This window comes from Pedobacter sp. MC2016-15 (assembly GCF_026239695.1).
GTDB lineage: Bacteria > Bacteroidota > Bacteroidia > Sphingobacteriales > Sphingobacteriaceae > Pedobacter.
On sequence record NZ_JAPIVS010000004.1, the window covers coordinates 292,448 to 316,160 of the forward strand.

Annotated in this window: 20 protein-coding genes; 6 read left to right on the top strand and 14 right to left on the bottom strand. The window is 43.4% G+C overall.

All coding sequences use genetic code 11. The features are described from left to right. Nucleotides 1-22 precede the first annotated feature (22 nt). From OQY15_RS13940 to OQY15_RS13950, 3 genes are all read left to right on the top strand, one after another. Nucleotides 23-334, top strand: coding sequence for a SemiSWEET transporter (locus OQY15_RS13940; protein WP_265792389.1), 312 nt, complete (start codon nt 23-25; stop codon nt 332-334). A gap of 98 nt (nt 335-432) precedes the next feature. After that, nucleotides 433-822, top strand: a complete 390-nt coding sequence (locus OQY15_RS13945) for a nuclear transport factor 2 family protein (RefSeq protein WP_265792390.1) — start codon at nt 433-435, stop codon at nt 820-822. A gap of 484 nt (nt 823-1,306) precedes the next feature. Continuing rightward, nucleotides 1,307-3,091: an ABC transporter ATP-binding protein gene (locus OQY15_RS13950; protein WP_265792391.1), complete on the top strand. Its 1,785-nt coding sequence runs from the start codon at nt 1,307-1,309 to the stop codon at nt 3,089-3,091. On the opposite strand, the gene OQY15_RS13955 is transcribed toward OQY15_RS13950, so the two are convergent. Genes OQY15_RS13955 through OQY15_RS13965 form a run of 3 tightly spaced genes read right to left on the bottom strand, consistent with a single transcriptional unit; the run spans nt 3,088 to nt 5,522 of the window. Beyond that, a complete protein-coding gene (locus OQY15_RS13955) occupies nt 3,088-4,452 on the bottom strand; it encodes an MFS transporter (RefSeq protein ID WP_265792393.1) in 1,365 nt (454 codons plus the stop codon). The two genes, OQY15_RS13950 and OQY15_RS13955, sit on opposite strands and share 4 nt — an antisense overlap. Nucleotide 4,453: 1 nt before the next feature. Beyond that, nucleotides 4,454-5,074, bottom strand: a complete 621-nt coding sequence (locus OQY15_RS13960) for an isochorismatase family protein (protein ID WP_265792394.1) — start codon at nt 5,072-5,074, stop codon at nt 4,454-4,456. 16 nt (nt 5,075-5,090) lie between these two features. After that, a complete protein-coding gene (locus OQY15_RS13965) occupies nt 5,091-5,522 on the bottom strand; it encodes a MarR family transcriptional regulator (RefSeq protein ID WP_265792395.1) in 432 nt (143 codons plus the stop codon). A gap of 232 nt (nt 5,523-5,754) precedes the next feature. On the opposite strand from OQY15_RS13965, the gene OQY15_RS13970 reads away from it, so the two are divergent. Continuing rightward, nucleotides 5,755-6,903: an ATP-binding protein gene (locus tag OQY15_RS13970; RefSeq protein WP_265792396.1), complete on the top strand. Its 1,149-nt coding sequence runs from the start codon at nt 5,755-5,757 to the stop codon at nt 6,901-6,903. A 7-nt stretch (nt 6,904-6,910) separates the two neighbouring features. On the opposite strand, the gene OQY15_RS13975 is transcribed toward OQY15_RS13970, so the two are convergent. Both OQY15_RS13975 and OQY15_RS13980 read right to left on the bottom strand, forming a co-directional pair. Next, nucleotides 6,911-8,110, bottom strand: coding sequence for a pyridoxal phosphate-dependent aminotransferase (locus tag OQY15_RS13975; RefSeq protein WP_265792397.1), 1,200 nt, complete (start codon nt 8,108-8,110; stop codon nt 6,911-6,913). 65 nt (nt 8,111-8,175) lie between these two features. Beyond that, nucleotides 8,176-8,568: a DUF1573 domain-containing protein gene (locus OQY15_RS13980; RefSeq protein WP_265792398.1), complete on the bottom strand. Its 393-nt coding sequence runs from the start codon at nt 8,566-8,568 to the stop codon at nt 8,176-8,178. Between the two features lie 130 nt (nt 8,569-8,698). On the opposite strand from OQY15_RS13980, the gene OQY15_RS13985 reads away from it, so the two are divergent. Further along, nucleotides 8,699-11,122 carry an alpha-ketoacid dehydrogenase subunit alpha/beta gene (locus OQY15_RS13985; protein WP_265792399.1) on the top strand — a complete coding sequence of 808 codons (2,424 nt, stop codon included), beginning with the start codon at nt 8,699-8,701 and terminating at the stop codon, nt 11,120-11,122. Between the two features lie 25 nt (nt 11,123-11,147). Here OQY15_RS13985 and aroC read toward each other — a convergent pair whose 3' ends face one another. From aroC to OQY15_RS14030, 9 genes are all read right to left on the bottom strand, one after another. Next, on the bottom strand, nt 11,148-12,239 hold the full coding sequence (gene aroC / locus OQY15_RS13990; RefSeq protein ID WP_265792400.1) for a chorismate synthase: 1,092 nt from the start codon (nt 12,237-12,239) through the stop codon (nt 11,148-11,150). Between the two features lie 11 nt (nt 12,240-12,250). Further along, on the bottom strand, nt 12,251-13,516 hold the full coding sequence (aroA, locus tag OQY15_RS13995; protein ID WP_265792401.1) for a 3-phosphoshikimate 1-carboxyvinyltransferase: 1,266 nt from the start codon (nt 13,514-13,516) through the stop codon (nt 12,251-12,253). Between the two features lie 66 nt (nt 13,517-13,582). Beyond that, the gene (locus OQY15_RS14000) at nt 13,583-14,719 is read right to left on the bottom strand and encodes a chorismate mutase (RefSeq protein ID WP_265792402.1); all 1,137 of its coding nucleotides are present in this window, start codon (nt 14,717-14,719) and stop codon (nt 13,583-13,585) included. A gap of 49 nt (nt 14,720-14,768) precedes the next feature. Continuing rightward, nucleotides 14,769-15,602: a prephenate dehydratase gene (locus OQY15_RS14005; protein WP_265792403.1), complete on the bottom strand. Its 834-nt coding sequence runs from the start codon at nt 15,600-15,602 to the stop codon at nt 14,769-14,771. 329 nt (nt 15,603-15,931) lie between these two features. Continuing rightward, entirely contained in the window at nt 15,932-17,224 is a 1,293-nt protein-coding gene (locus OQY15_RS14010; protein WP_265792404.1) for a PepSY-associated TM helix domain-containing protein, read from the bottom strand. A gap of 26 nt (nt 17,225-17,250) precedes the next feature. Further along, a complete protein-coding gene (locus OQY15_RS14015; RefSeq protein WP_265792405.1) occupies nt 17,251-18,480 on the bottom strand; it encodes a DUF4374 domain-containing protein in 1,230 nt (409 codons plus the stop codon). 24 nt (nt 18,481-18,504) lie between these two features. Beyond that, nucleotides 18,505-20,865 (bottom strand): TonB-dependent receptor, encoded by a 2,361-nt coding sequence (locus OQY15_RS14020; RefSeq protein WP_265792406.1) that lies wholly within the window; start codon nt 20,863-20,865, stop codon nt 18,505-18,507. 213 nt (nt 20,866-21,078) lie between these two features. Next, entirely contained in the window at nt 21,079-22,146 is a 1,068-nt protein-coding gene (gene aroB / locus OQY15_RS14025) for a 3-dehydroquinate synthase (protein WP_265792407.1), read from the bottom strand. Beyond that, complete coding sequence (locus tag OQY15_RS14030) at nt 22,146-22,352, bottom strand: RNA-binding S4 domain-containing protein (RefSeq protein ID WP_265792408.1); 207 nt, start codon at nt 22,350-22,352, stop codon at nt 22,146-22,148. The genes aroB and OQY15_RS14030 overlap by 1 nt, the downstream gene beginning before the upstream one ends. Before the next feature lie 95 nt (nt 22,353-22,447). Here OQY15_RS14030 and OQY15_RS14035 point away from each other — a divergent pair, with 95 nt between their 5' ends. After that, on the top strand, nt 22,448-23,632 hold the full coding sequence (locus tag OQY15_RS14035; protein ID WP_265792409.1) for a proline dehydrogenase family protein: 1,185 nt from the start codon (nt 22,448-22,450) through the stop codon (nt 23,630-23,632). The last annotated feature ends 81 nt before the right edge of the window (nt 23,633-23,713 follow it).

The window sequence follows — 23,713 nt, forward strand, 5'->3', positions numbered from 1 at the left end:
TTTAAATTTATAAATCTTTTATATGACGTCATTTGAAGCGCTAGGATACATTGCCACATTTTTTACAACAGGTGCATATGTTCCACAGGCTTATAAAATTATCAAAACAAAATCTACACAAAGTTTATCAGTCCCCACCTATGTTATGATTGTGATGGGCAGTATGTTATGGGTCTACTATGCTTATACCCGACAGGATTTTCCGGTGGTGATTGCCAATGGTGTAACCGGACTCCTCAGTTTAATAATCCTGATTATCAAATTTGGATCAAATGATAAGTTGCCTGCTGAAGAAGCAGCGCCGGACGAACTGCCGAAGAGCCCGCTGACATAAACGCTTTGTCGTATTTACCCCCGCATATTGTCTGATTTACGGAGCAATGTCAGTTGCCGGAATGTCTATCTTTAGTCAACAATTCAAAACTTACCATTATGGAAACAGCAGTTGACAATACCAGAGAATTTTTGATGTCCGTGATTGACGCCTTTGATAAAAACGATGTAGACCTGATCCTCAGCCATCTTGCAGATGATGTGGAATGGACGATCGTTGGCGAACAGAGATTTTCGGGTAAACAAAGCATCGGAGACTTTTTCAGGGCCTTTCCGGACATGAAGATGATCAGCTCTACCAAAGATCATATTATCATCAGTGGCAATAATGCCGTTGTTGACGGAGAGGTGCAATGCATCAATGAGGGTACCGGTGTTCACCATGATATGTTTTACTGCGATATCTATGATTTTAAAGATGGCAAAGTTCAAAAGATGACCTCTTATACTGTGAATAAGAAGAAAGCGGAGCCAGAAGCAGAATCGTAGTACAATTTTTACATGTTGACATAAGGGGCAGTTTGTATCAGGATTCTACAGTTTGAACTGCATCAGATACATCTCCCCAATTTCTTTGATCTGCAATCAGTTATTGTAAAAATAACACCGTTTGTTAGTGTTATTTTTACAATATCAAATCCCTTCATATTTAAGCAGATAGGGCAGTATTTGAATTTTTTTCATTTTTATTGGTTCATTGTATGCCAGAACTGGTTTTTAGCAGTTCACTGCTATATTCTGGCATAATTTTGGTCAAAGCATATTTGATGTAAAGCATTATTAGCTAGGAAAGATATTTGAGGCGCCGGTTGGCCTATTTTTTTGCGATTTGTGATAGAATAAAGCTTTACTGTCTTGTATACTGGATTATTCGGCTTGAACTTAATCTTTACGATCAATTAATTAATGAAACACTTTTTGAAATCTTCAGTAGAAGATTTCAAATGATAATAAATTTTAATCTGCCGAATTTATGAAGATCCTGCTGAGTTACCTTAAGAAGCATAGATGGACAGTCGTCCTTGCCTTGTTAATGACGGCTATCAATCAAAGCTTTTCTTTGGTTGAACCACTGATAACCGGTAAACTTGTCGACGACTATATCAATAAACGCGACCTCCTTAGCAGGCATGAATATTTCTCGGGAATTTTAACCCTCATCGGTTTGGGAATTGGCGCCGCCTTCCTGTCCCGTATTGCCAATAACTTTCAGGATTATTTTACCATCACCGTAGCTCAGAAAACAGGCGCAGAGATGTATGCAGACGGTATGAAACACTCTCTCGCTATGCCATATCACGTGTTTGAAGAGCAACGCAGTGGCGAGAAACTGGATACGCTGCAAAGGGTGAGGAGTGACTCAGAAAACTTTATCAAATCCTCGATCAATGTCACTTTCATGGCCTTGTTCGGGATTATCTTCGTTAGTGTTTATTCTTACTTTATAAGTTATAAAGTAACTATAGTATTTGTACTGGCAGTTCCTATCATCACCTATCTGAGCTGGGTACTTTCCAAAAAAGTAAAGGTCATCCACCGTGCGATTATCCTGAAAACATCAGTGCTGGCAGGACGTTCTACAGAATCGCTGAGGAATATTGAACTCGTAAAAAGTCACGGTTTGGGCGAGCAGGAAATTGAGCGCTTAAATATGGCTACCTACAAAATCCTGAACCTTGAGGTGGTTAAAACAAAGATACTGAGGATGCTTAGTTTCATACAGGGCAGTACCGTAAACATTGTCCGCAGTACCATGATCGTAGTGATGCTGATGCTGATCTTCGACAAGGAGATCTCTGCAGGTCAGTATTTCAGTTTCCTGCTGTACTCTTATTTCCTTTTTGGTCCGCTGCAGGAGTTTGGCCATATGGCACTTACATGGCGTGAGGCTCAGATCTCTCTGGCTAACTTTAAGAGGATCATGGCAATGCCGATAGAGCGTATTCCTGATGCGCCGGCACCTTTAGACAAGATTGAACATATTCAGTTCAAAAACGTATTCTTCAAATACAAAAACAGTAACCGTAATGCGCTGAACGGCATTTCTTTCCATGCAGAAGAAGGCGAGACCGTTGCTTTTGTTGGTCCTTCGGGATCGGGTAAAACAACTTTGATCAAGCTCCTGGTAGGATTATACAAACCTTTCAAAGGGGATGTTCTCTATAACCAGACCCATACTGATGATATCCACCTGGATCAGCTGCGCCGTAAAATTGGTTTCGTAACCCAGGATACACAATTGTTCTCCGGAAATATCAGGGACAACCTCAGATTCGTTAAACCAAACGCGACCGATGAAGAATGTTATGATGCCTTGAAAAAAGCCGCGTGTCAGTCGTTATTATCCCGTGCTTCAGATGGTCTGGATACGCTGATCGGTGAGAGCGGAGTGAAAGTGTCGGGTGGGGAGAAACAACGTTTGTCGATCGCCAGGGCATTACTGCGTAATCCGAATATCCTGCTGTTCGACGAAGCTACTTCAGCATTGGATTCACTGACCGAAGAAGAAATCACAAAAACTGTAAACAAGCTTTCTGAGCTTAAAGACCATATCACCCTGATCATTGCACACAGGTTGTCAACGATCATGCATGCCAATCGTATTTACGTTCTTGAGAACGGACATATTGTTGAAAGCGGTAACCATGACGATTTGCTGGAGCAAAAAGGATTGTACTACGCGATGTGGCGCCAGCAGGTTGGTAAACGTAAATTGGTAGAAGAGCTGAACAAGCTGGATGCCCTGATGGAGAGCTAAGCCCGCTGCTGATATCTTTTCCATAGCGGTACCAGCAAAATGAGCAGTACCATACTCGATGCCAGTGCAGTGTAGCTCAGGATGTGAAATTTCTGATCGGTAATACCTGTATGGAACAGCACTTTCAGTTGCGAGCCGGAAAGGATAGCCCCGAGGTAAGCAAAAGTTCGGTACAGCCCAAATGATACCCCTTTCTGGTCCAGCGGAGTCTCTGCATTCAGCAGGGCCTGGTTCGCGATCAGGTTTATTCCTTCGGCAATACCCATTATAACGGTGATCAGCACAATCATGATGACAGTGATATCGGCATTGAGCATAAACATGCCCCCGCATGTTGCCAGCATGAATAGCACTCCAAGTAAGTTTTGTTCAAACAGTTTCTGGCTCCTGGAAATCAGCAGCCCTACAGCAATCGCAACAATAGAGTCTGGCAGCATGAATAAGCCTGTTTCTGCCGGATTAAAATGTCGTACGCCCTCCAGCCATTGCGGAAAGCCATATAACATCGTATAGAGAATATAACTCGTCGCAAGTGCCCTGATATAAACCAGCAGCAGCGAAGGATTGGCGGCGAGCAGGCGGACATCAATAAAAGGATTTTCCTGCCTGCGCTCCCAAAGTATCATCAGTATAAACAGAGCAGCTACGGTTATCATCATCTGCCAGTTAAAGCTATGCTGTATCAGTAAAAACAAAAGCGAGAGCAGAAAAAGGGTGAAAATCAGGATACCTGGCACATCCAGCCTCTTCAGCAGTTCTCTCGTACTCAGTTTTTCTTTAACCGGATCGTTTGGAATCGCTTGGGAAAGGTAAACGGCAACGATCACCCATGGGATATTGATCATAAATATCCCTTGCCAGCCCAGCCACTGCGTCAATAACCCACCCAATACGGGGCCCAGGATCATACTCACCTGTGCTGAAATGCCCACCAGTCCCAAAACATTGCCTGGAACAGACTGCCCTTGCGCTGCATATTTTTTATTGAGCAGTGCCATTGATGAGGGGTACGAAGCGGAGGTGCCAAGACCAAGGATAATCCTGGATGCAACCAGCCACTCAAATCCCGGAGCAAACATCCCTACAAGCGCCGCGATCAGCACCAGTCCGAAGCCCAGCAGATTGATCGTTTTAGCACTAAAGATGTCCGCCAGCCGTCCCATGAGCGGCTGGGCGATAGTAGAGGTCACGTAAAGAGAAGTCACCAGAATTGCCCCTGATCCAATGCTGATCTGAAATGAGTTGCATAAGGGAATGAGTGCCGTGGCCAGCATCGTAGAATTAAGCGGATTCATCATCGTTCCCAGCACAACCGGGAGCATGAATCTGTAGGGGAAAGGCGCTCTCTTTACTTCGGGCATGTTAGTGGATATCTGTACCCAATGTCAGTTCAGCTAGTTTTTTGATCACTTCTGCTGTACTTCCTGTTTCTCCTACACGCGGGAAAATAAACTTCAGGCTATGCTCATGTGCCGGCAGGTGCATGTCCGTCATCGCATCCGTGGCGAAAGTGATGTTATAACCCAGACGGCTGGCATCTCTGGCGGTACCTTCCACACCGATACTGGTCGCTATACCGGCCAGGACAATGCTGGTAATGCCTAATTTCTGCAGCTGCTCATGGAGGTTGGTATCGTAAAAAGCGCTCCAGCTGGTTTTGGTAATATAGATATCATTTGTCTCCACAGGTAGTTCAGGCATGAGGTCGAAAAAGCCGTTTTGTTCCATAGCTGTTTTTGCTGCGGCGATGGCTACTTCACCTTTTGGTGCGGTAGATTCTTCTACGCGGGTTTGCGTCCATTTGGCTCCCAGTGGATTGACGTTAACCAGCACCACCGGTAGATTTTTACTTCTGAAAGCTGCGATCAGTTCTGCTGATTTGGCCACGATAACTGCTGAAGGATGGGCTACGGGAAGGGCGGTAATACCTTTTTGCAGGTCGATTAATACCAGTGCGGTTTTGGGATCTAATTGAGTGATCATGATTTTTTCTGTTTTTTTATTTGTATTCTATCAGTTTATCCATGAGTGCCACGGCTTGCAGCAACAACTTTTTGTCTGCGGCTGTAAGACAATGTTCAATGGCTTCGTTCAGCCATTCATCACGCTCATGCCTGGTTTGGTCAACCATTTCTTTTCCGTATGGGCTGAGTGAAACTGCGATTTTTCTTTTATCTGTTTCAGAAGGAATTCTGATGATGAGCTTAGCCTCCTCAAGTTTATTGATGATCTGCGACATCGACTGCGCTTTGATCTTGACCATTTCTGCCATTTGTGAAGGAAACAGTGGCTGGTGGTTGTACAGATTGGAGAGGGTAGTGATTTCCGTGATCGATAAATTATCGATCGTATTGATTTGCTGTCTGAGCCTCTTGAATAAATGCGAAGTGGCAGTTCTCAATGCGGAAGCAAGGTGGGTGTTTTTAGACATATTTGTAAGACAAACTTATAAGTTTACCTTACAAATATAGGTGTTGTGATGGAGAGCAACACAAGAATTGTGAAATTAAATTTAAGGGTAGTCCAAAATAGCAGATTGAAGTTATGTAAATTGAAAACAGAAGCTATGTAATTTCAAAATAGGATCTATGTAAATTCAAAATGAACTCTATGTAATTTCAAAGTAGAGTAGTAAATTTACTGAATATTAGTCAATTGCATATATGTATATTTTTAGACAAATTTCCAATATAATTACATCTCAATTATCAAAATTTCCTGTGCTGGCGGTAACCGGACCAAGACAATCTGGTAAAACTACCATGTTAAAAGAGATATTTTCAGCATACAGGTATATATCACTGGAAGATCCTGATATCCGCTCATTTGCGATGGATGATCCTGTTGGATTTCTGAATGAGTATAGTAGCAAGGTCATATTCGATGAAGTGCAGCGTGTACCGCAATTGTTTTCATACATTCAAAGCAGGGTAGATGCCTCAGGGCAGATGGGGCAATTTATTTTGTCGGGCTCTCAGAACTTTCACTTAATAGAGCGTATTACACAAACACTTGCCGGCAGGGTTGCTTTGTTTAAATTGCTTCCTTTAGATTTTTCTGAACTGAAAGCAGCATCAATTTTTGATCCTTCATACACGAAAACGCTCATCAGGGGTTTTTATCCTGCCATATTTGACCGCGACATTGACCCTGTAATATTTTATGCAAACTATGTTCAGACCTACATAGAAAAAGATGTTACTGAATTATTAAATATTAAGGATTTGAGGGCTTTTCGCACATTTCTTGGATTATGTGCAACCCGTTCAGGCCAATTACTCAATATCTCTGGTTTAGCCAATGATTGTAATATATCTCAACCAACAGCAAAGTCATGGTTATCAATCCTGGAAAGCAGTTACATTATTTTCCTGCTCCAGCCTTATCATGAAAATTTTAATAAAAGGCTTGTGAAAACAGCCAAATTATACTTTTATGATAGTGGACTGTTATCTTATCTTCTTGGAATAAGATCCTCTGAGGAACTCGTCGAAAACAGGTTAAAAGGCAATCTTTTTGAAAACATGATTGTTGCAGAATTTCAAAAACAGAATTATCATATGTACCTGCATCGTGAGTATTACTTCTGGCAAGACAGTAACTCCCATGAAGTAGATATTCTTTTAAAAACCAATAGTGGATTTGATATCTACGAGATCAAGGCGACAGAAACTATTAAGCCATCTTTATTTGAAAAAATGAATTATTTTGAAGAATTGGCGAAACCTGCCAAAGTCAATAAAACTCTAATTTATGGTGGTAACAAAGATCAGAAAAGAAGTAATTATAAGATCTCAAGCTGGATGCCCTGATGGAGAACTAAAGAGTTCTCCCGGGATATTGCTGTAAGGCTACCGTCAGGCAGTCCATTGCTTTATTCAGATCATCAATATTGATCACATAGGCCATTCTCACTTCCTGTTTTCCGGAGCCGGGAGTAGAGTAAAAGCCTGTTGCAGGTGCCATCATCACTGTTGCCCCTTCATGGTCAAACTTCTCCAGTATCCACTGACAAAAGGCATCAGCATCATCAATAGGGAGTTTGGCAACCACATAAAACGCCCCACCTGGATTTGGGCAAAATACACCATCGATGCCATTAAGGCGTGAAACCAGCGTATTTCTGCGTAACGTATATTCTTTGTTTACAGCTTCAAAGTAACTGTCCGGCGTATCTACTGCCGCTGCTCCTGCGATCTGCTCAATCTGTCCTGCACATAACCTTGCCTGGGCAAACTTAAGAGCCGACTTAATCACTGCCTTGTTTTTGGTGATGAGACATCCCAGACGGGCACCACAGGCACTGTAACGTTTGGAAACTGTATCGATTACAATCACATTCTCCTCAATACCATCAAGATGCATCGGAGAGCTGAACTCCTGACCGTCATAGCAGAACTCCCTGTAAGCTTCATCACAGAACAGGAACAGGTCGTGCTTAAGGCAGAGCTCTTTCAAAGCGAGCAGTTCTTCCTTCGAGTACAAGTACCCTGTCGGGTTATTGGGATTACAGATCATGATGCCCCGTGTTTTTGCGGTAATCACTTTTTCAAAATCTGCAATAGGGGGCAGGGCAAAGCCAGTCTCGATAAACGAGAGAATAGGTTTTACCACCACATTACTCATACAGGCAAAGCCGTTGTAATTTGCGTAAAAAGGCTCCGGGATGATAATCTCATCACCTTCATCAATGCAAGTCTGCATAGCGATAGTAATCGCTTCAGAACCACCTACAGTTACGAGAATATCTTCGCTCGTGATGTTGTATCCAATTTTGTTGTAGTACTCCGCCAGTTTGGTACGATAGGCCAGCGTGCCTTCAGATTCAGTATAAGCCCAAACGTTGAAGTCGATATTTTTTACCGCATTCAACATCCCCTCAGGGGTAGCAATATCCGGTTGTCCGATATTTAAGTGGTAAACCTTTTTGCCTTCCTTTTTTGCCTGGGCAGCAAATGGGCTAAGCTTTCGTATAGGTGAAGCGGGCATTTGGGACCCTTTTTCTGATATATATGGCATGGCGCAAAAGTAAAAAACCTCGTTGACTAACGAGGTTTTTATAAATAAAATATTTTATGAGTAAATTATTTACTGCTTGCAGCTACGGTCTCGCCTTTGATGTACAATACTTTAGTTGTCGTTTTCGCATTTGAAGTGATCGTAATGCTTTTGCTGAACGGCAGTGGTGTACCTGCAGGAGTGTAGGTAACTTTAATTAAGCCTGATTGTCCTTTCTGAACCGGAGTTTGTGTGTACGTTGGAACGGTACATCCGCAGGTAGTTTCTACCTTGGTTAAGATCAATGGTTCTTCACCCACATTTGTAAATTTGAAATCTACAGATACCGGTTTGCCCATTGGAATTTTTCCAAAATCATATGTTTCTTTTTCGAACTTAAATTCAGCTGGTTTACTTTGCGCAAATGAGGTAACGCTCAGACCTAAAGCAAAGGTTAATAGTACAATTAGCTTTTTCATATATGTATGTTTTAAACAAATTTACTGAATTACTTCACAATTCAAAGCACCAAACTAATTTATATATTGCGACACTTGTCCGGCCATAATTTATTAAATTCGTATCTTTGCCCAATAAACTTTTGTTTCTATGATGCTAAATAACAAACTTACAACGAACCCTATCGATGCTTCAGAATTAAGTTTTGAAGCCTTTAAAACGATTGTGATAGAGGACTATAAGATTGCTTTCGAAAGCAGACAAGCGAGTTTATTAGGCCGAAAGGAAGTTTTAACGGGTAAGGCTAAGTTTGGTATTTTTGGCGACGGTAAGGAATTGCCGCAAATCGCTATGGCCAAGGCATTTAAGAATGGCGACTGGCGTTCGGGTTATTACCGCGACCAGACCTTCGCCTTCGCTACAGGCATCTGTACCATGAAGGAATACTTCGCACAGTTGTATGCGAATCCTGATGTGGAGGCCGATCCGGCATCGGCCGGCAGAAACATGAACTGCCACTTTTCTACCCGTTCCCTCAATGAGGATGGCTCCTGGAAAGACCTTACCAAAATGAAAAATTCTTCGTCGGATATCGCCCCTACAGGCGGCCAGATGGCCCGTTTGGTAGGTTTGGCCTATGCGTCGAAACTCTATAGAAAGAACCCCGAACTGGATTACCTGAAGAACTTTTCTGTAAAAGGGAACGAAGTTGCTTTCGGCACCATCGGCAATGCTTCTACCTCTGAAGGAGTGTTTTTTGAAGCGATTAATGCTGCGGGTGTATTACAGATCCCTATGGCTATCTCCATCTGGGATGATGCCTATGGTATCTCAGTACCTGCGAAATACCAAACTACAAAGGAGGACATCTCCGAAGTGTTGAAGGGCTTTCAGCGTGATGAAAACGCTGATGGATATGAGATTTTTAAGGTAAGAGGATGGGATTATCCCGCTCTGTGTGAGACTTATCAGCAGGCGATACAAGTCTGCCGTGACGAACATGTGCCGGTGATGATCCATGTGACGGAACTGACTCAGCCACAGGGGCATTCTACTTCGGGGTCCCATGAACGATACAAAGAGAAAAGCCGCCTGGAGTGGGAAAAAGAATACGATTGTATCCGCCAGATGCGTATCTGGATGCTGGAGTCTGCCATCATTGATGAAGAGCAGCTGACGGAACTGGAAAACACGGCGAAAAACTTTGTGCGTGATGCCCAGAAAGAGGCCTGGAACGAGTTCCTCGGTGATATTAAAATTGAGAAAGATGAGGCGATTTCACTCATCAATAACCTCGCTGCTTCAAATTCGTTACTCAGTAAAATTACTGCTACACTGTCGGGAACTCCCGATGCACAGCGAAAAGAGATCATCTCTGCTGCCAGAAAAGCTTTACGCATTACCCGCGGAATAAGCTCTGCAGAACGTGAGCAGCTACTGACATGGTACGACAGGCAAAAGTCTGATAACAAAGAACGATACAACTCCAAACTGTTCACAGACGGGAAGGAAAGTATCGATACGATAGCGCTTACTGAAGCCTCTTACCATTACGATAATAAAATGGTGGATGGCCGTGAAGTGCTGAACGCCTGTTTTGATGCCAACTTTGCGCGTGATCACCGTCTGGTAGCCTTTGGTGAAGACCTGGGCGCCATAGGTGACGTCAACCAGGGATTTGCAGGGCTGCAGGCCAAATATGGCGACCTGAGGATTACGGATACGGGAATCAGGGAAATGACGATCATAGGGCAGGGAATAGGGCTCGCTTTACGCGGACTCAGACCTATAGCCGAAATCCAGTACCTGGATTACCTGCTTTATGCCATCAATGTATTGAGTGATGATCTTGCCAGCCTTTCTTACCGCACCAAAGCAGGACAGAAAGCGCCACTGATCATCAGGACCCGCGGGCACCGCCTGGAGGGCGTATGGCACTCCGGATCGCCTATTGGAATGATCCTGGGATCACTCCGTGGATTACACCTCTGTGTGCCGCGTAACATGACGCAGGCAGCAGGAATGTACAATACGCTTTTGCGTGCCGATGAGCCTGCATTGGTCATTGAGTGCCTGAACGGTTACCGGCTTAAAGAAATGATGCCTGATAATGTGGGCGACTTCACCGTGCCTTTGGGCAAGGCCGAAATCGTCAGAGAAGGTACAGATATTACAATTGTCTCTTACGGTTCTACGCTTAGGGTAGTAGAAGAGGCTGCCGAGGAGCTGGCGCTGATGGGTATCTCTGTAGAGATCGTAGATCCGCAAACGCTTCTCCCATTTGATACAGAGCACCTGTGTGCGGCTTCACTAAAGAAAACCAATAAACTGCTGATTGTTGACGAAGATGTTCCGGGAGGAGGCTCTGCATACCTTCTGCAGCAGATCCTGGAAGTTCAGGGAGGATATTACCACCTGGACGGACAACCGCAGACTTTATCGGCCAAGGCGCACCGTACTCCATATGGAACCGATGGGGATTACTTTACCAAACCTTCGGCAGATGATGTGGTAGAAGCGGTATATGGAATGATGAACAATTACAATGAAACAAAATATCCGGCCATTTATTAACAGCCGGATATTTCTAATATAATTTTTACAACTGGCTTGCCCTGTGTCTCAGGAGCTGATCTGCCAGTACCAATGCTGCCATTGCTTCAACGATCACAACGGCTCTAGGAACAACACATGGATCATGTCTTCCCTTACCTTTGATCTCAGCGGCTTCGCCAGCGGCATTAACTGTCTGCTGGTTGTGCATAATGGTGGCTACAGGTTTAAAAGCGACTGTAAAGCCGATTTCCATACCATTCGAAATACCACCCTGGATACCTCCGGAGAAGTTGGTCAGCGTTTTAGGCCCTTTATCTCCATCGGTTAAGAAGATATCATTGTGTTCCGATCCGCGCATTTCACTGCCGGAAAATCCTGAACCATATTCAAATCCGTGTACAGCGTTGATGCTCAGCATCGCTTTGCCAAGCTCCGCATGCAGCTTATCAAAAACAGGCTCTCCCAATCCCGGAGGGCAGTTTTGAATCACGCAGCTTACTTTTCCCCCTACAGTATCACCATCTTTACGGACCTGGTCAATAAATTCAATCATTTCCTTAGCTGTAGCCGGGTCAACACAGCGGACGATATTATCTTCGCGCTGGGTCAGCAGCTCTTCAGCACTCAGTGCCTGTAAGTTTGGAGCGTTGATCGTCCCTACGGCAGAAACATGGGCAAAGATATTGATGCCGTAATGTTTCAGCAGCAGCTTGGCAATGGCACCTGCTGCAACACGTGCTGCAGTTTCGCGTGCCGAAGAACGGCCTCCGCCACGGTGATCGCGGATACCATATTTGGCATCGTAGGTATAATCTGCGTGCGAAGGGCGGTAAACAGTTTTGTTATGTTCGTAATCCTTTGAACGGTGGTCTTCATTAGGGATCAGCAAGGCAATAGGTGTCCCTGTGCTTTTGCCTTCAAAAGTTCCCGAAAGGATCTGTACCGTGTCGCTTTCCTTACGCTGTGTAGTGATCTTGGATTGTCCCGGACGGCGCTTATCGAGTTCCGACTGGATAAAATCGAGATCTATCGGGAGCTGCGCAGGGCATCCGTCAACTATAACGCCAATGGCTTCACCATGTGATTCTCCAAAAGTAGAGATCCTGAATAAATGCCCAAATGTATTACCTGCCATTTTGTTTTATGTTAAAGTTCAGTTACTGTAAAACCAGCTTTCTGCAGATCTTTCCAGAAATCGGGATAAGATTTTTCTACTACCTGGTAGTCCTCTATTTCAACCTCTCTGATCAGCAGACTCAGTGGCGCAAAGGCCATAGCCATACGGTGATCATCATAGGTAGCAATTGTAATTTTCTCCGGGAAATGCAATCCTGAGCAGTCCAGCGTGTACACTTCGTTATCCTCATTCAGGAGCACACCGATTTTCGCCAGTTCTGTCTGCAGGGCAAGCACCCTGTTTGTTTCCTTGATCTTCAGCGTTTCCAGTCCGGTAAAGGCCAGGTTTAAGCCCTTTGCAGCAGCGCAAACAATGATTGTCTGTGCCAGATCCGGGCAGTCCTTCAGGTTTAACACTTCCGTTACGGCATCCTCAGCGGCAGACACCAGGCGGATGCCATCTCTGCTGCGCGAAGTACTTACGCCCAGCGGGATCATGATCTGCTGGATCTCGCTGTCGCCCTGCAGGCTTTCTTCACGCAGGTTTGGCAAGGTGATATCTGCTTTATCGGCAAGTGCCGCGATGCTGTACCAGTAAGAAGCAGCACTCCAGTCAGGCTCTACTACGAGGGTGGCCGACTGATGTACCTGGTGTTTGATATGGATGGTATCACCTTCCCAGCTGTGTTCAATACCGGCAGAAGCCAGCATGTTCAGCGTCATCTCCAGGTATGGCCTAGAAGTTAATCCACCAGTGATCTGTAAAGAAAGACCGTTTGGCAATGTAGGCGCAATAATCAGCAAAGCTGATAAATACTGGCTGCTCACATTTCCGCGGATAGCCACTTCTGATGGCGTATTTTTTAAACCACCGTTGATCAGCAGGGGAGGGTAACCTTCATTTTTCTCATAGGAGATATCTGCACCAAGACTTTTGAGTGCATCAACCAGGATACCTATCGGACGTTCCTGCATTCTTGAAGATCCTGTCAGTTTAAACTGCTCGGGAATTGTCGATAGGAAAGCTGTCAGGAAGCGCATGGCAGTGCCGGCATGGCCCACATCTACTGTTCTGCGCTCTTCCAGCGAAGCTGTACTCAGCTGTACCAGAATTTTGTTAAGCACTACAGTATCAGCGGCGTCCGACAAATTTTTTGCCGTTACCATTCCCTTGCTCAGGGCGGCAATGATCAGTGCCCTGTTACTCTCGCTTTTGGAACCCGTTAAATTAATAGTTGCATGGATATCCTTTGGTGCTCCAAAGGAAACAACCGCGTTTTTTTTTGTCGTAACCATTTTGCTATAGACAGGTAAAGCATGCAGGAGCTGTATACATCAAAGCTCCTGCAGGTTCCTGTAATGTTATGCTTTTTCGCCTGATGTAGCTTCAACTATTTCTTCTTCAGTTTTTCCTTCATTCATGATCTCAGTTTGTTTTCTGATAGATTCACCATGAACAAGCTCAAGGAATTTCTCTGTAAAGTTCAGGTCTAATTTCAGCGCTCTTGCAAATGCAGTTCCTTTTTTAAGGATCTCATCCCAGCGGTTAACCTGAAGGATAGTCACTTTGTTATCTTTTTTGTAGTTACCGATCTGCTCAACGATAGCCATACGCTCACCTAATTTCTGGATCAGGATATCATCGATTTTATCAATTTTCTCACGTAATTCTACCAGTTTATCAGTAAATGCTTCATTCGGAGATTCCGGGTCGCGCACGTTCAGTTTAGATACCAGGTCTGCAAGAGCTGATGGAGTAACTTGTTGTTTAGCATCAGTCCATGCTACTGAAGGATCGATATGAGACTCGATCATCAATCCCTGCATATCCAGATCCAGTGCTTTCTGAGAAATGTAAGGAATCAGTTCGCGGTTACCGCAGATATGTGAGGGGTCGTTGATGATAGGTAATTCAGGGCATAAAGTTTTCAGCTGGATAGCCATTTCCCACATTGGTTCGTTGCGGAAAGAGCTTTTCTCGTATGAAGAGAAACCACGGTGAATAGCAGCGATTTTTGTGATACCTGCATTGTTGATACGCTCTAAAGCACCAATCCACAAGGAGATGTCAGGGTTTACCGGGTTTTTGATCATTACCGGGATATCGTGACCTTTTAAAGCATCAGCAATTTCCTGTACTGTGAAAGGGTTAGCAGTAGATCTTGCACCAATCCATAGAATGTCAACACCTGCAGCCAAAGCTTCTTCCACATGTTTTGCAGTAGCTACTTCAACAGCTGTTGGTAAGCCAGTTTCAGCTTTAGCTCTTTTCAACCATTCCAGTCCGATGCTGCCGATACCTTCAAATTCTCCCGGACGGGTACGTGGTTTCCAGATTCCTGCTCTTAATACAGACACTTTACCTGTTGCAGCCAGCAAATTCGCTGTAGATACCAATTGTTCTTCAGTTTCAGCGCTACATGGTCCAGAGATGATGAGCGGTTCGTTTTTAAGGGTCAACCAGCTCTCTAAAGGCTGGATATTAAGATTTAATTTCATGATATGGGTAATTAATAGGGGGTTTTCGAATTTGTTTATTTGGGGGTGATTATACTTTGTCGTTTTTAAGATATTCTCCCATGATGTTAAAGTTCACGGTATATTTTAGGGCCTTGCGGATAGCGGTGTCATATTTGTCCATGTCTGTCCATTCTACGTCTACATAAAAGTAGTACTCGTTTCTTCTGCCAAGCACGGGCATCGACTGGATTTTGCTGAGGTTTACCTGGTGTTCTGCAAAGATGTTCAGCACCTGTGAGAGGGCGCCCACGTGGTTGCCTACCTGGAAAACGATTGAGGCTTTGCTGATCTCTTTCAGGTCGTCATTTTTCTCTTTCTGCAGGATCAGGAAACGCGTGTAGTTCTTGCTGTTGGATTCAATTCTTCTTTCCAGGATATTGAGTCCGTATAATTTGGCTGCCAGTGTATTAGCTACAGCCAGGGTGTCTGTTAAACCTTCGTCCTTAATCTTTTTGGCGCAGGCTGCAGTATCGCTGCTTTCTACAATTTTAAGGTGAGGGAAATCATCAAAAAAATCGATGCACTGACGCAGGGCGATAGGGTGTGAGGTCACAAATTGTGCGTCCTCCAGTTTCACCCCCGGCAGGCCCATCAGGTGCAGCTGGATTGGCAGGTAAACCTCGCCTGTAACTGCAAAATTATGTTCCCTGATCAGTGTGTAATTGGGTAAGAGGCTACCTGCAATAGAGTTTTCAATGGCCATTACCACGTAGTCAGCTCCGTTAGCTTCCATCACTTCGCAGGTTTTCTTAAAGGAGTTACACTCAATGGTTTGAATGTCGTTGCCAAAGAACTTGAAAGCAGCTTCTTCGTGAAATGATGCCTTGATACCCTGGATTGCTACTCTTACTGATGTGTTCATTTTAGTATTTATCTGCGTTAATTTGTTGTTAAAGAAGCTTGAAAATTTGCGTTAAAAAAAAAGTCCCGGCTTTAGGCCGGGACTTTTCATATACAATTTATCTTGTTTCTTTTGATTGCATATCAGTCCCGGCTCTTACTAAAGTAGTAGAAGTAACCAAACCAATATGTAGTGATGTTTCTCATTTTTTGTCTTTTGGATTTGTCAAACAAACCGCATTGGTGTTTTTTATTTTTCCAAATGTAGTAACAAAATTTAATTTGTCAATAGTAAAATAAAAAAAATTATTTTTTGTGTGTTTTGACCTGTAATAGTGTATAGGCTTTAACTTAAAATACGGGCTCTTCCTGTTTAGGAAGTACCTTTAGTTTTGGCTTTGGAGCTGCTCCGGCAGTTTTCTGTTCCACACCCGTAGCTTTTTTCTTTTTCTTGAATTTGCGGCCATACCAGATCAGGAAACCTGTAATCGGCAGACTCGCCCCAATTAATGAAGACAGAAAAGCCAGTACTTTACCCGGAAAACCCAGGATACTGCCAATATGGATATCGTAGTTCATCTTGCGCAGCTTACCACCAAAGCCCGAGGCTTCGTAAGATATGGCATATACGCCTTTGCCTTTGAGCTCTTTCAGCGAATGCTGGTCGAACGAATAACTTTGGTTATTATAGAACTGTCCTGCAGTGGGATATACGGTGATACCTATGCTGGCTTTAGCTCTTGCAGTATCAGGGAAAGAATAATAGAATCCTTCAGAACGCGGATGTTTGGCAATTACCTTTTTCCATGCAACGTCCATTGCCTGCTGTGGCGTGTACAGGTGTTTGATGTTTACCGTATCGGATTTGATATCCCTGAATTCTCCCAGCTTTTCACCGCCGGTTGTAGCCCAGTATAAACCTTCACTGTACCATCTGATACCGTACACCATCCCTGTCATGGCAATTGCCAGCAGGAACAGGAGTGAGTAAAAACCCAGTACGTTGTGGAGGTCAAGGTTTACCCTTTTGAAAGAAGCTCCCCACTTGATCTTAAAACTTTTGTCGACCGTACTCTTGTTCCATTTCTTAGGATACCACCAGATCAGTCCGGTGATTAACAACACTACAAATACCAGGGTACCGTAGTTGACAATAGGGCGGCCAACAGCATAGGGCATCCATAAAAAGCGGTGTCCGTTCAGGATGAACCTGAAGAAATCTACATCGCCTTTTTTGCGTATTTCTTTGCTCACTACCTCGCCGGTGTAAGGATTGATATTGAGCGTTACGCCACCACCACCACGACGTCCCTGTTCTTTAGGGTTTCTCAGTGATACAGTTACGGTTCTGCCCTGCTGGTATTGTGCATAGCCGATTACCTTATCGGGATAGAGGTCTGTAGCAATTGCGCTGAGCTGCGAGGGTGTAAGTACAGGTTTATCCTGCTTTTCAATTTTTGTTTCCGGCTCCAGAAGACCCGTAATTTCTTCATTGAAAACCCAGATACAGCCTGTAATACAAACGATTAAAACAATGATCCCGGATACCAGCCCCAGCCACAGATGCAGCCATTTGTTAATGCGGGTAAAGAGAGAATCTTTTGTTTTCTTCTTAAACGGGGGTTTATTGGTTCCTGTGATCATTGCTTTAGTTTGAGATGCGTGAATGATTATTTAATGTTTTGGATCGCAGTTAATGCACCACCTTCAACTTTTACACCTTGTGTAGCTGTAGCGTTTGATGCATCGATTTTGTATACATAGCTGGTACCGTTTTTCAGATTCAAACCATAATAAGCAGTTTTACCATCTTTTGGAGAGTAGTTATTGCTGGTGATGTTGGTAATTTCTGCCGGGATTGGTAATCCGGTAACCAATTTGAACGACTGATCTACAACGTTGATGATAGCCAGTTCATTTCCTACTACATAAGCACCTTTGTCAGCTTTTTTCGATACGTTGGCTACAAAGTTGTTGCCACCAACATAAGTCCAGTTGGTAATTACATAACCATTTGATTTTGTTTCAACGTTGTATAAGTAAGTCTGGTCAAATTCTGTAACACCTGCTTTCAATCTTGTAATTGAAGATGGTTTTGTAGAGTTTAAAATAGTACCATTGCTAGTTGCTACTGAAGAAGAGAAAGCGTAAGTATCACCGTTTTCAACTACTGCCAGACCATCGGTGAAATATCTTCCGATGAAGCTGGTCCTGTTGTCAGTAATCACTTTTTCAAATTTCATGTCCGGGTAAGAGTATACCGCAATCCATGCATTGTCTGGATTTGCCGTACCGAAAGCAGCTCCACAGCATGCTTTGATCGAGAAGAATGGTGCATAAACCTTAGTTCCTACCTGTTTTATCCAGCTAAAGAACGCCGTTTCGCCATTATTTAAAATGGTTTGTGTATTGATTGTTCCCTCGCCTGCAATCAGCATACTATTCGTATTCACACGGTAGTAGTTAGCCAGCGGGTTAGTGATTGCTCTTGGAATTTTTAACATCAAGATATCATCATTTACAGGAGCAAAAGCCTGAACAGTTTCAGATGCAAAGTTTGATAGTTTTGTTAATTTACCATTGGTGATGTTATAGGTAGTTACAGCTCCAGGATTTCCTTGTCCGTAAAGCATGCTGAAAAACTTGTTATTAGCAGTTACATAGTATCTGTAAGTACCGTCTTGCTCAATACCGTTTCCAAGAATGGATACTGTACCTTTTTCAAGGTCACTTGCCGTAAGCAGGTAATCTGCAACACCAGTAGACGCCACAGGTGTAACCGCTAGAATATAGTTTCCGGGATCGTTAGCTACAGCTTCAGAATCGTTACTTTTTGAACATGAAGCAAATACGGCTGCAAAGGCCAGTGCCACGAAGGCTTTTGTAAATTTTGTTTTCATTTTTACTATCGTTTAATTGGTATGTTATTTAGTGGTTTTATTAATAAAATATCTCAGGTTTAAATAGAATCCGCGTCCTGGTTTTTGCAGACTGAAATTGTCATACAGGAAAGCGTTGGTAATGTTTTTTGCTTCTACACCAATGTTATAGCGGCCTCCAGCCATGCTGTAAACAAAGTTCATATCGTGAGAGAATTGCTGCGGAACAACACGTTTTTCATCACCCGCTGCTCTACTACCCAGACTTGGCCAATACAGCCAGAAGGCATGTACATAAAGCAGATTATATCCGATGTTCAGTGTATTTCCTTTTCTGGCTACATCTTTCAGCGTAACCGACACATCTGTGTTTCCAAAGAAATAAGGGATGTTTGGCATCTGATCTTTGTAAAGCGGACTTACCGAAGTATATCCGGGCTCATACATCTGGAGGTTACGCAGGAACTGATAAGTAATCGTGCTTCCGGCAGTTAACCAGTTTTTATAAGAGTATCTGATTTCTGCATCACCGCCCCAGGTGCGTACACCATCTCTGTTGTCTGCAACCAGTTTCGATTGATTAGCGTTAAGCCTGTTGTAGATAAAGTTGTCAGCATGTCTGTAGATCGCATTGGCATTGATCGAGAAATTATTCACCTTATTGAAGCTGAAGCTATATCCGGCACCCAGGTTGATATTGTTACTTTTTTCAGGCTTCAGTGAAGGATTTCCTTCCTGATTTTCTACGTCACCAAAGATCTCCTGTGCGTCAGGCATTCTGTTTGTGAGTTCGTATGAAGCTTTTAACTGTAGATTCCTGTTTAGGAAATAGGTTGCTGCTGTACCATAACCAAATTTTGTAGTTAATGAGCTGGCGTTTGCGCTGTTTCCGATGGTATTATTTTGTGAGATATATTTACCAAATACAGTCGTACTCCATCTATCTTTAACATCGTAGTTATAGCCAAGTCCCAACACGTTTTTCGTGTTCTTTTTGGTAGTTTCGTAGTCGTTATTGGTAGGGTTCAGCTCATCGCTGCCTTTTCTGTTGAAGGTGTTAAATACGTTGCTCAAAGCTACCGACTGGCGTTCGTTGATCTTGTAGTTGAACATCGCTGTTGCGAGTCCGTTGTTGTTCTTGTATTTATACATACTTCTGGAGCGCTCACCACTGTTGGTGCCGGTTGGTTTTGAATTACCAAACCAGTCATACCTTGCATTAACCGTATCAATGTTTTGTTCTGTACCCAAGTTGTAGTTAGCATTAACGGTTACATCTAATCCCGGGATCAGGTTCGTTTTTTTGTATTTCAGCGTAGGCATCAGGATCGTACCTTTTCTGTGCCATGCTCCGAATACCTGGATCATGCGGGCGCCAGTCTGGATTTCCTTGTAGTTCTTACCTGCTGTGAATCCAATCAGCAATTTATCTGCATAACTCTTATCTACCACACCTACATTGGCAATAACCGTTTCGTTGTGATATTTATCATTGAACCTTCTTAGCAGTGCAGCAGGAGCAAAAGCACCAGTATAGATATCTGATGCTTCTACTTTTACTTTGTAGTCATTATCTGAGTAGTTCTGGAAAGCGTTCAGCTGAACAGTTAATCCGTTTTTACTGGTTGCAGCGGCGTTGAGAACACTTCTGTGTGTGTTGAAAGATCCGTAAGAATAAGATACATCAATATAGTTTCTGTAGCGGTCTCCAGTTACGATGTTGATTGCGCCACCCAAGGCATCAGAACCCAGCCACATTGGCACTACACCTTTGTACACCTCGATTCTGTCAGCAATGTTGATAGGAATGTTATTGATCTGGAATGAAGTACCGAAGTTATCCATAGGAATACCATCAATAAAATACTTCACGTGATTACCAGAGAATCCATTGAGTGATAGGTTAAAATTAGATCCTACACCGCCTGATTCTCTTACACGGATACCTGCAACCCTGTCCAGGGCACCAGAGATATCCAGAGTTGAGTTGTACAGCTTTTTGGCATCAATTGCGGTAACGTTAAAGGCCTGTCTGTTGGTTTCCTGAGCAACAGTACGTCCTAAGACATTAACCGTTTCCATTTGCTCCACATTCTCGGTAACCTTGATGCTGAGTTTCAGGTTTTGTCCGGCAGCAAGTTTGATTTCCGTTTTGTGGTCGTTAAAGCCGATAGCCTTAATCAGCACAATATAGTTTCCAGGTTTTACGTTGTTAATCGTAAACTGACCATTCTGGTCAGACACTGCACCATAAGATGTGTTTTGAAGTTTGATTGTGGCAGAATGAACTGGCTCACCGAGGTTGCTTCTAAGGCTTCCACTGATGCTGGAGGACTGAGTTTGAGCCCCCGCGAAAAATACATTGGCGCATAAGATGGCCAACAGCAAAATTTGTTTAAATTGCATTACTTTTAACTACGATTAAAGGTTAGCGGGTTTTGCCCGTTACGCCACACGGGTCCGAAACCGTGTGGCATTTTTATGCGGCAAATATAGTGTTATTTAGACCAGATCCAAATAGAAATCATGAAATATCATGACTATTTTTGAAACTTATCTCAAAATTTTGCTTCGCTATACCGGTTAAACTGTAAAAGTAATAGGGAAAACCCGGGTTAATTACTTAGCCCAGGTTTGATTGTAATATTGCATGCTTTCGCGGATATCGCTTTCAGAAACACGGCAGTTCCATGTGCATTTTCCGATTTTTTCAAGCAGGGAAAAGAGAATATTCCCGTGTTCATTCTTTTTATCACTCTGCATCAGAGATAGCAGCTGATCAAATGATTTTTCTTTAATCTGATAAGCAGGATATACGCTGGCGATATAAGTGCGTACTTCTGCCAGTTCTTCTGCAGAGAGCTCACTGTTTTTATGAGATAACCAGGCTTCGCAGATCATACCTATCGCGATGGCTTCACCATGTGTTAGTGGACTCTTGTCTTTGCTCAGGGAATAACTTTCTACGGCATGGCCGATGGTATGCCCAAAGTTGAGGATCTTACGTCTTCCTTTTTCAAAAGGATCTTCAGTTACCACTTCATTCTTGATCTCCACAGAGCGGTGGATAATTGAAGTGCTTATATTTTGATAATCCTGTGCTTTGAGTTCCTGATAGTATTTCTCATCAGCAATCAGACCGTGTTTGATGATTTCGGCAAAACCTGATAACATTTCCCTTTGGGGTACAGTCTTTAGAAAGGCGGTTTCGATAAATACTGCCTGCGGAAGGCTAAAAGTACCAACCATATTTTTGATGTTATCAATATCAATTCCTGTCTTTCCGCCTACAGAGGCATCAACCTGAGAAAGCAGGGTAGTAGGGATATTGATAAAATCGATACCACGTTTGTAGGTAGATGCTACAAAACCACCCATATCAGTGATTACACCACCGCCCAGGTTAATCATCAGGCATTTGCGGTCCGCCTCAAAATCCAGTAAAGTCTTCCAGATCCCGATACAGAAATCAATGTTTTTATTTTCTTCTCCCGGATCAGTCTCTATCAGGTCGAACCCACTGAAATCATCCAGCATATCCCTGAACACAGGCAGACAGGCTTCGGCCGTATTGCGGTCGGCAAACACGAAAACGTTGCTGTACTTACCTTTTTCTATGATTTCAGCCAGTGGGGCTAATTTGGTATCAAAATATATGTTGTGTCCGGAACTCTCAATTGTATTCATTAAACTATTTTAATTTGGTTTCCCATAAAATCAATTACATCGCCCTGGCGTACTTTCAAACGCTTGCGGTAATCTACGTTGCCATTATACTTGATCAAACCATCTTCTACAACAGTTTGGGCTTCGCCGCCACTTTGCACCAGTCCGGTTGCTTTAAGCAGCTGGATCATAGGGATAAATTCACCTTCTAATTTAAATTCTATCATTGTGCCACAAATTTACAATTAAAAACAAAGCGTTTTACCTTTGGTAGTCGCGGATTTTATATTTTTGCAGCCGTTTGACTAACTTATCAATCCAAATGCAAGTATCCCAAGGGAAAAAATTAAATTTTGATAATACTGAGATCGCCTTCCGAAGTAAATCAAAGAAAGAACTCAACAGCGCTTACTGGCTGTTCAAAGTAATGAGCAGCAATTTTCTTACCCAGGTAGGGCCACCGGTAACCAACCTGTTTTTAAATATCGGGCTTCCTATTCAGGGGCTGATCAAATCTACGATCTTCAAGCAATTTTGTGGTGGCGAAACTATCGCAGAATGTGAAAATACGATTGCACAGCTGGCAGTGGGTAAAGTTGGAACCATCCTGGATTATTCTGTTGAAGGAGAAGAGGAGGAGCATGTCTTCGATTTCACTTGTGCGGAGATTATCAGAACGGTGGACCGTGCTGCGGGCGACAAGCGTATTCCCATTACGGTATTTAAGATCACGGGTATTGCCAGGTTTGCCCTGCTGGAGAAGCTGGATGCAAAACAGGAACTTACTGCAGATGAAACGGCAGAATTTGAGCGTGTTAAACGCCGCTGCGAAAGGATCTGCAGAACGGCTTTTGAAAAGGATGTGCCTGTAATGATCGATGCTGAAGAAAGCTGGATACAGAAAACTATCGATGCTTTGGCTATCGATATGATGATGCTGTTTAACAAAGAAAAACTGATCGTATACAATACTTATCAATTGTACCGCCATGATAAACTGGCGCATATCAAAGCAGACCACCTCATTGCAAAAGAGGCTGGATTTGTATTGGGTGCCAAGATTGTCCGTGGGGCATACATGGAGAAGGAACGTAAAAGGGCAGCCGAAAAAGGATATACTTCACCGATCCAGCCTGATAAAGCGGCTACCGACAAAGATTACAACGCTGCTATTACTTATTCTGTAGAAAATATCAGCCAGATCGGTATCGTATGCGGTACGCATAATGAAACTAGCTGCAGGGTGCTTGCAGAACTGCTGGATACGCATGCGATCAGTCATAACCATCCACATGTGTATTTCTCACAGCTGCTGGGTATGAGTGATAACCTGAGTTTTAACTTATCTGATGCAGGTTATAATGTAGCTAAGTACGTGCCGTACGGACCTGTAAAAGCAGTAATGCCTTACCTGTTCAGACGAGCACAGGAAAATACTTCCATTGCCGGGCAAACCAGCCGTGAGCTGGACCTGATTGCCAGAGAGAAAAACAGGAGAGATTCATAAAGATATTACGTCACACACCTCAGTCGGGTACTGCTTTGACTGAGATTCCTGTGTGATCCCCGAGTGTTTTGTGTGTGCTTT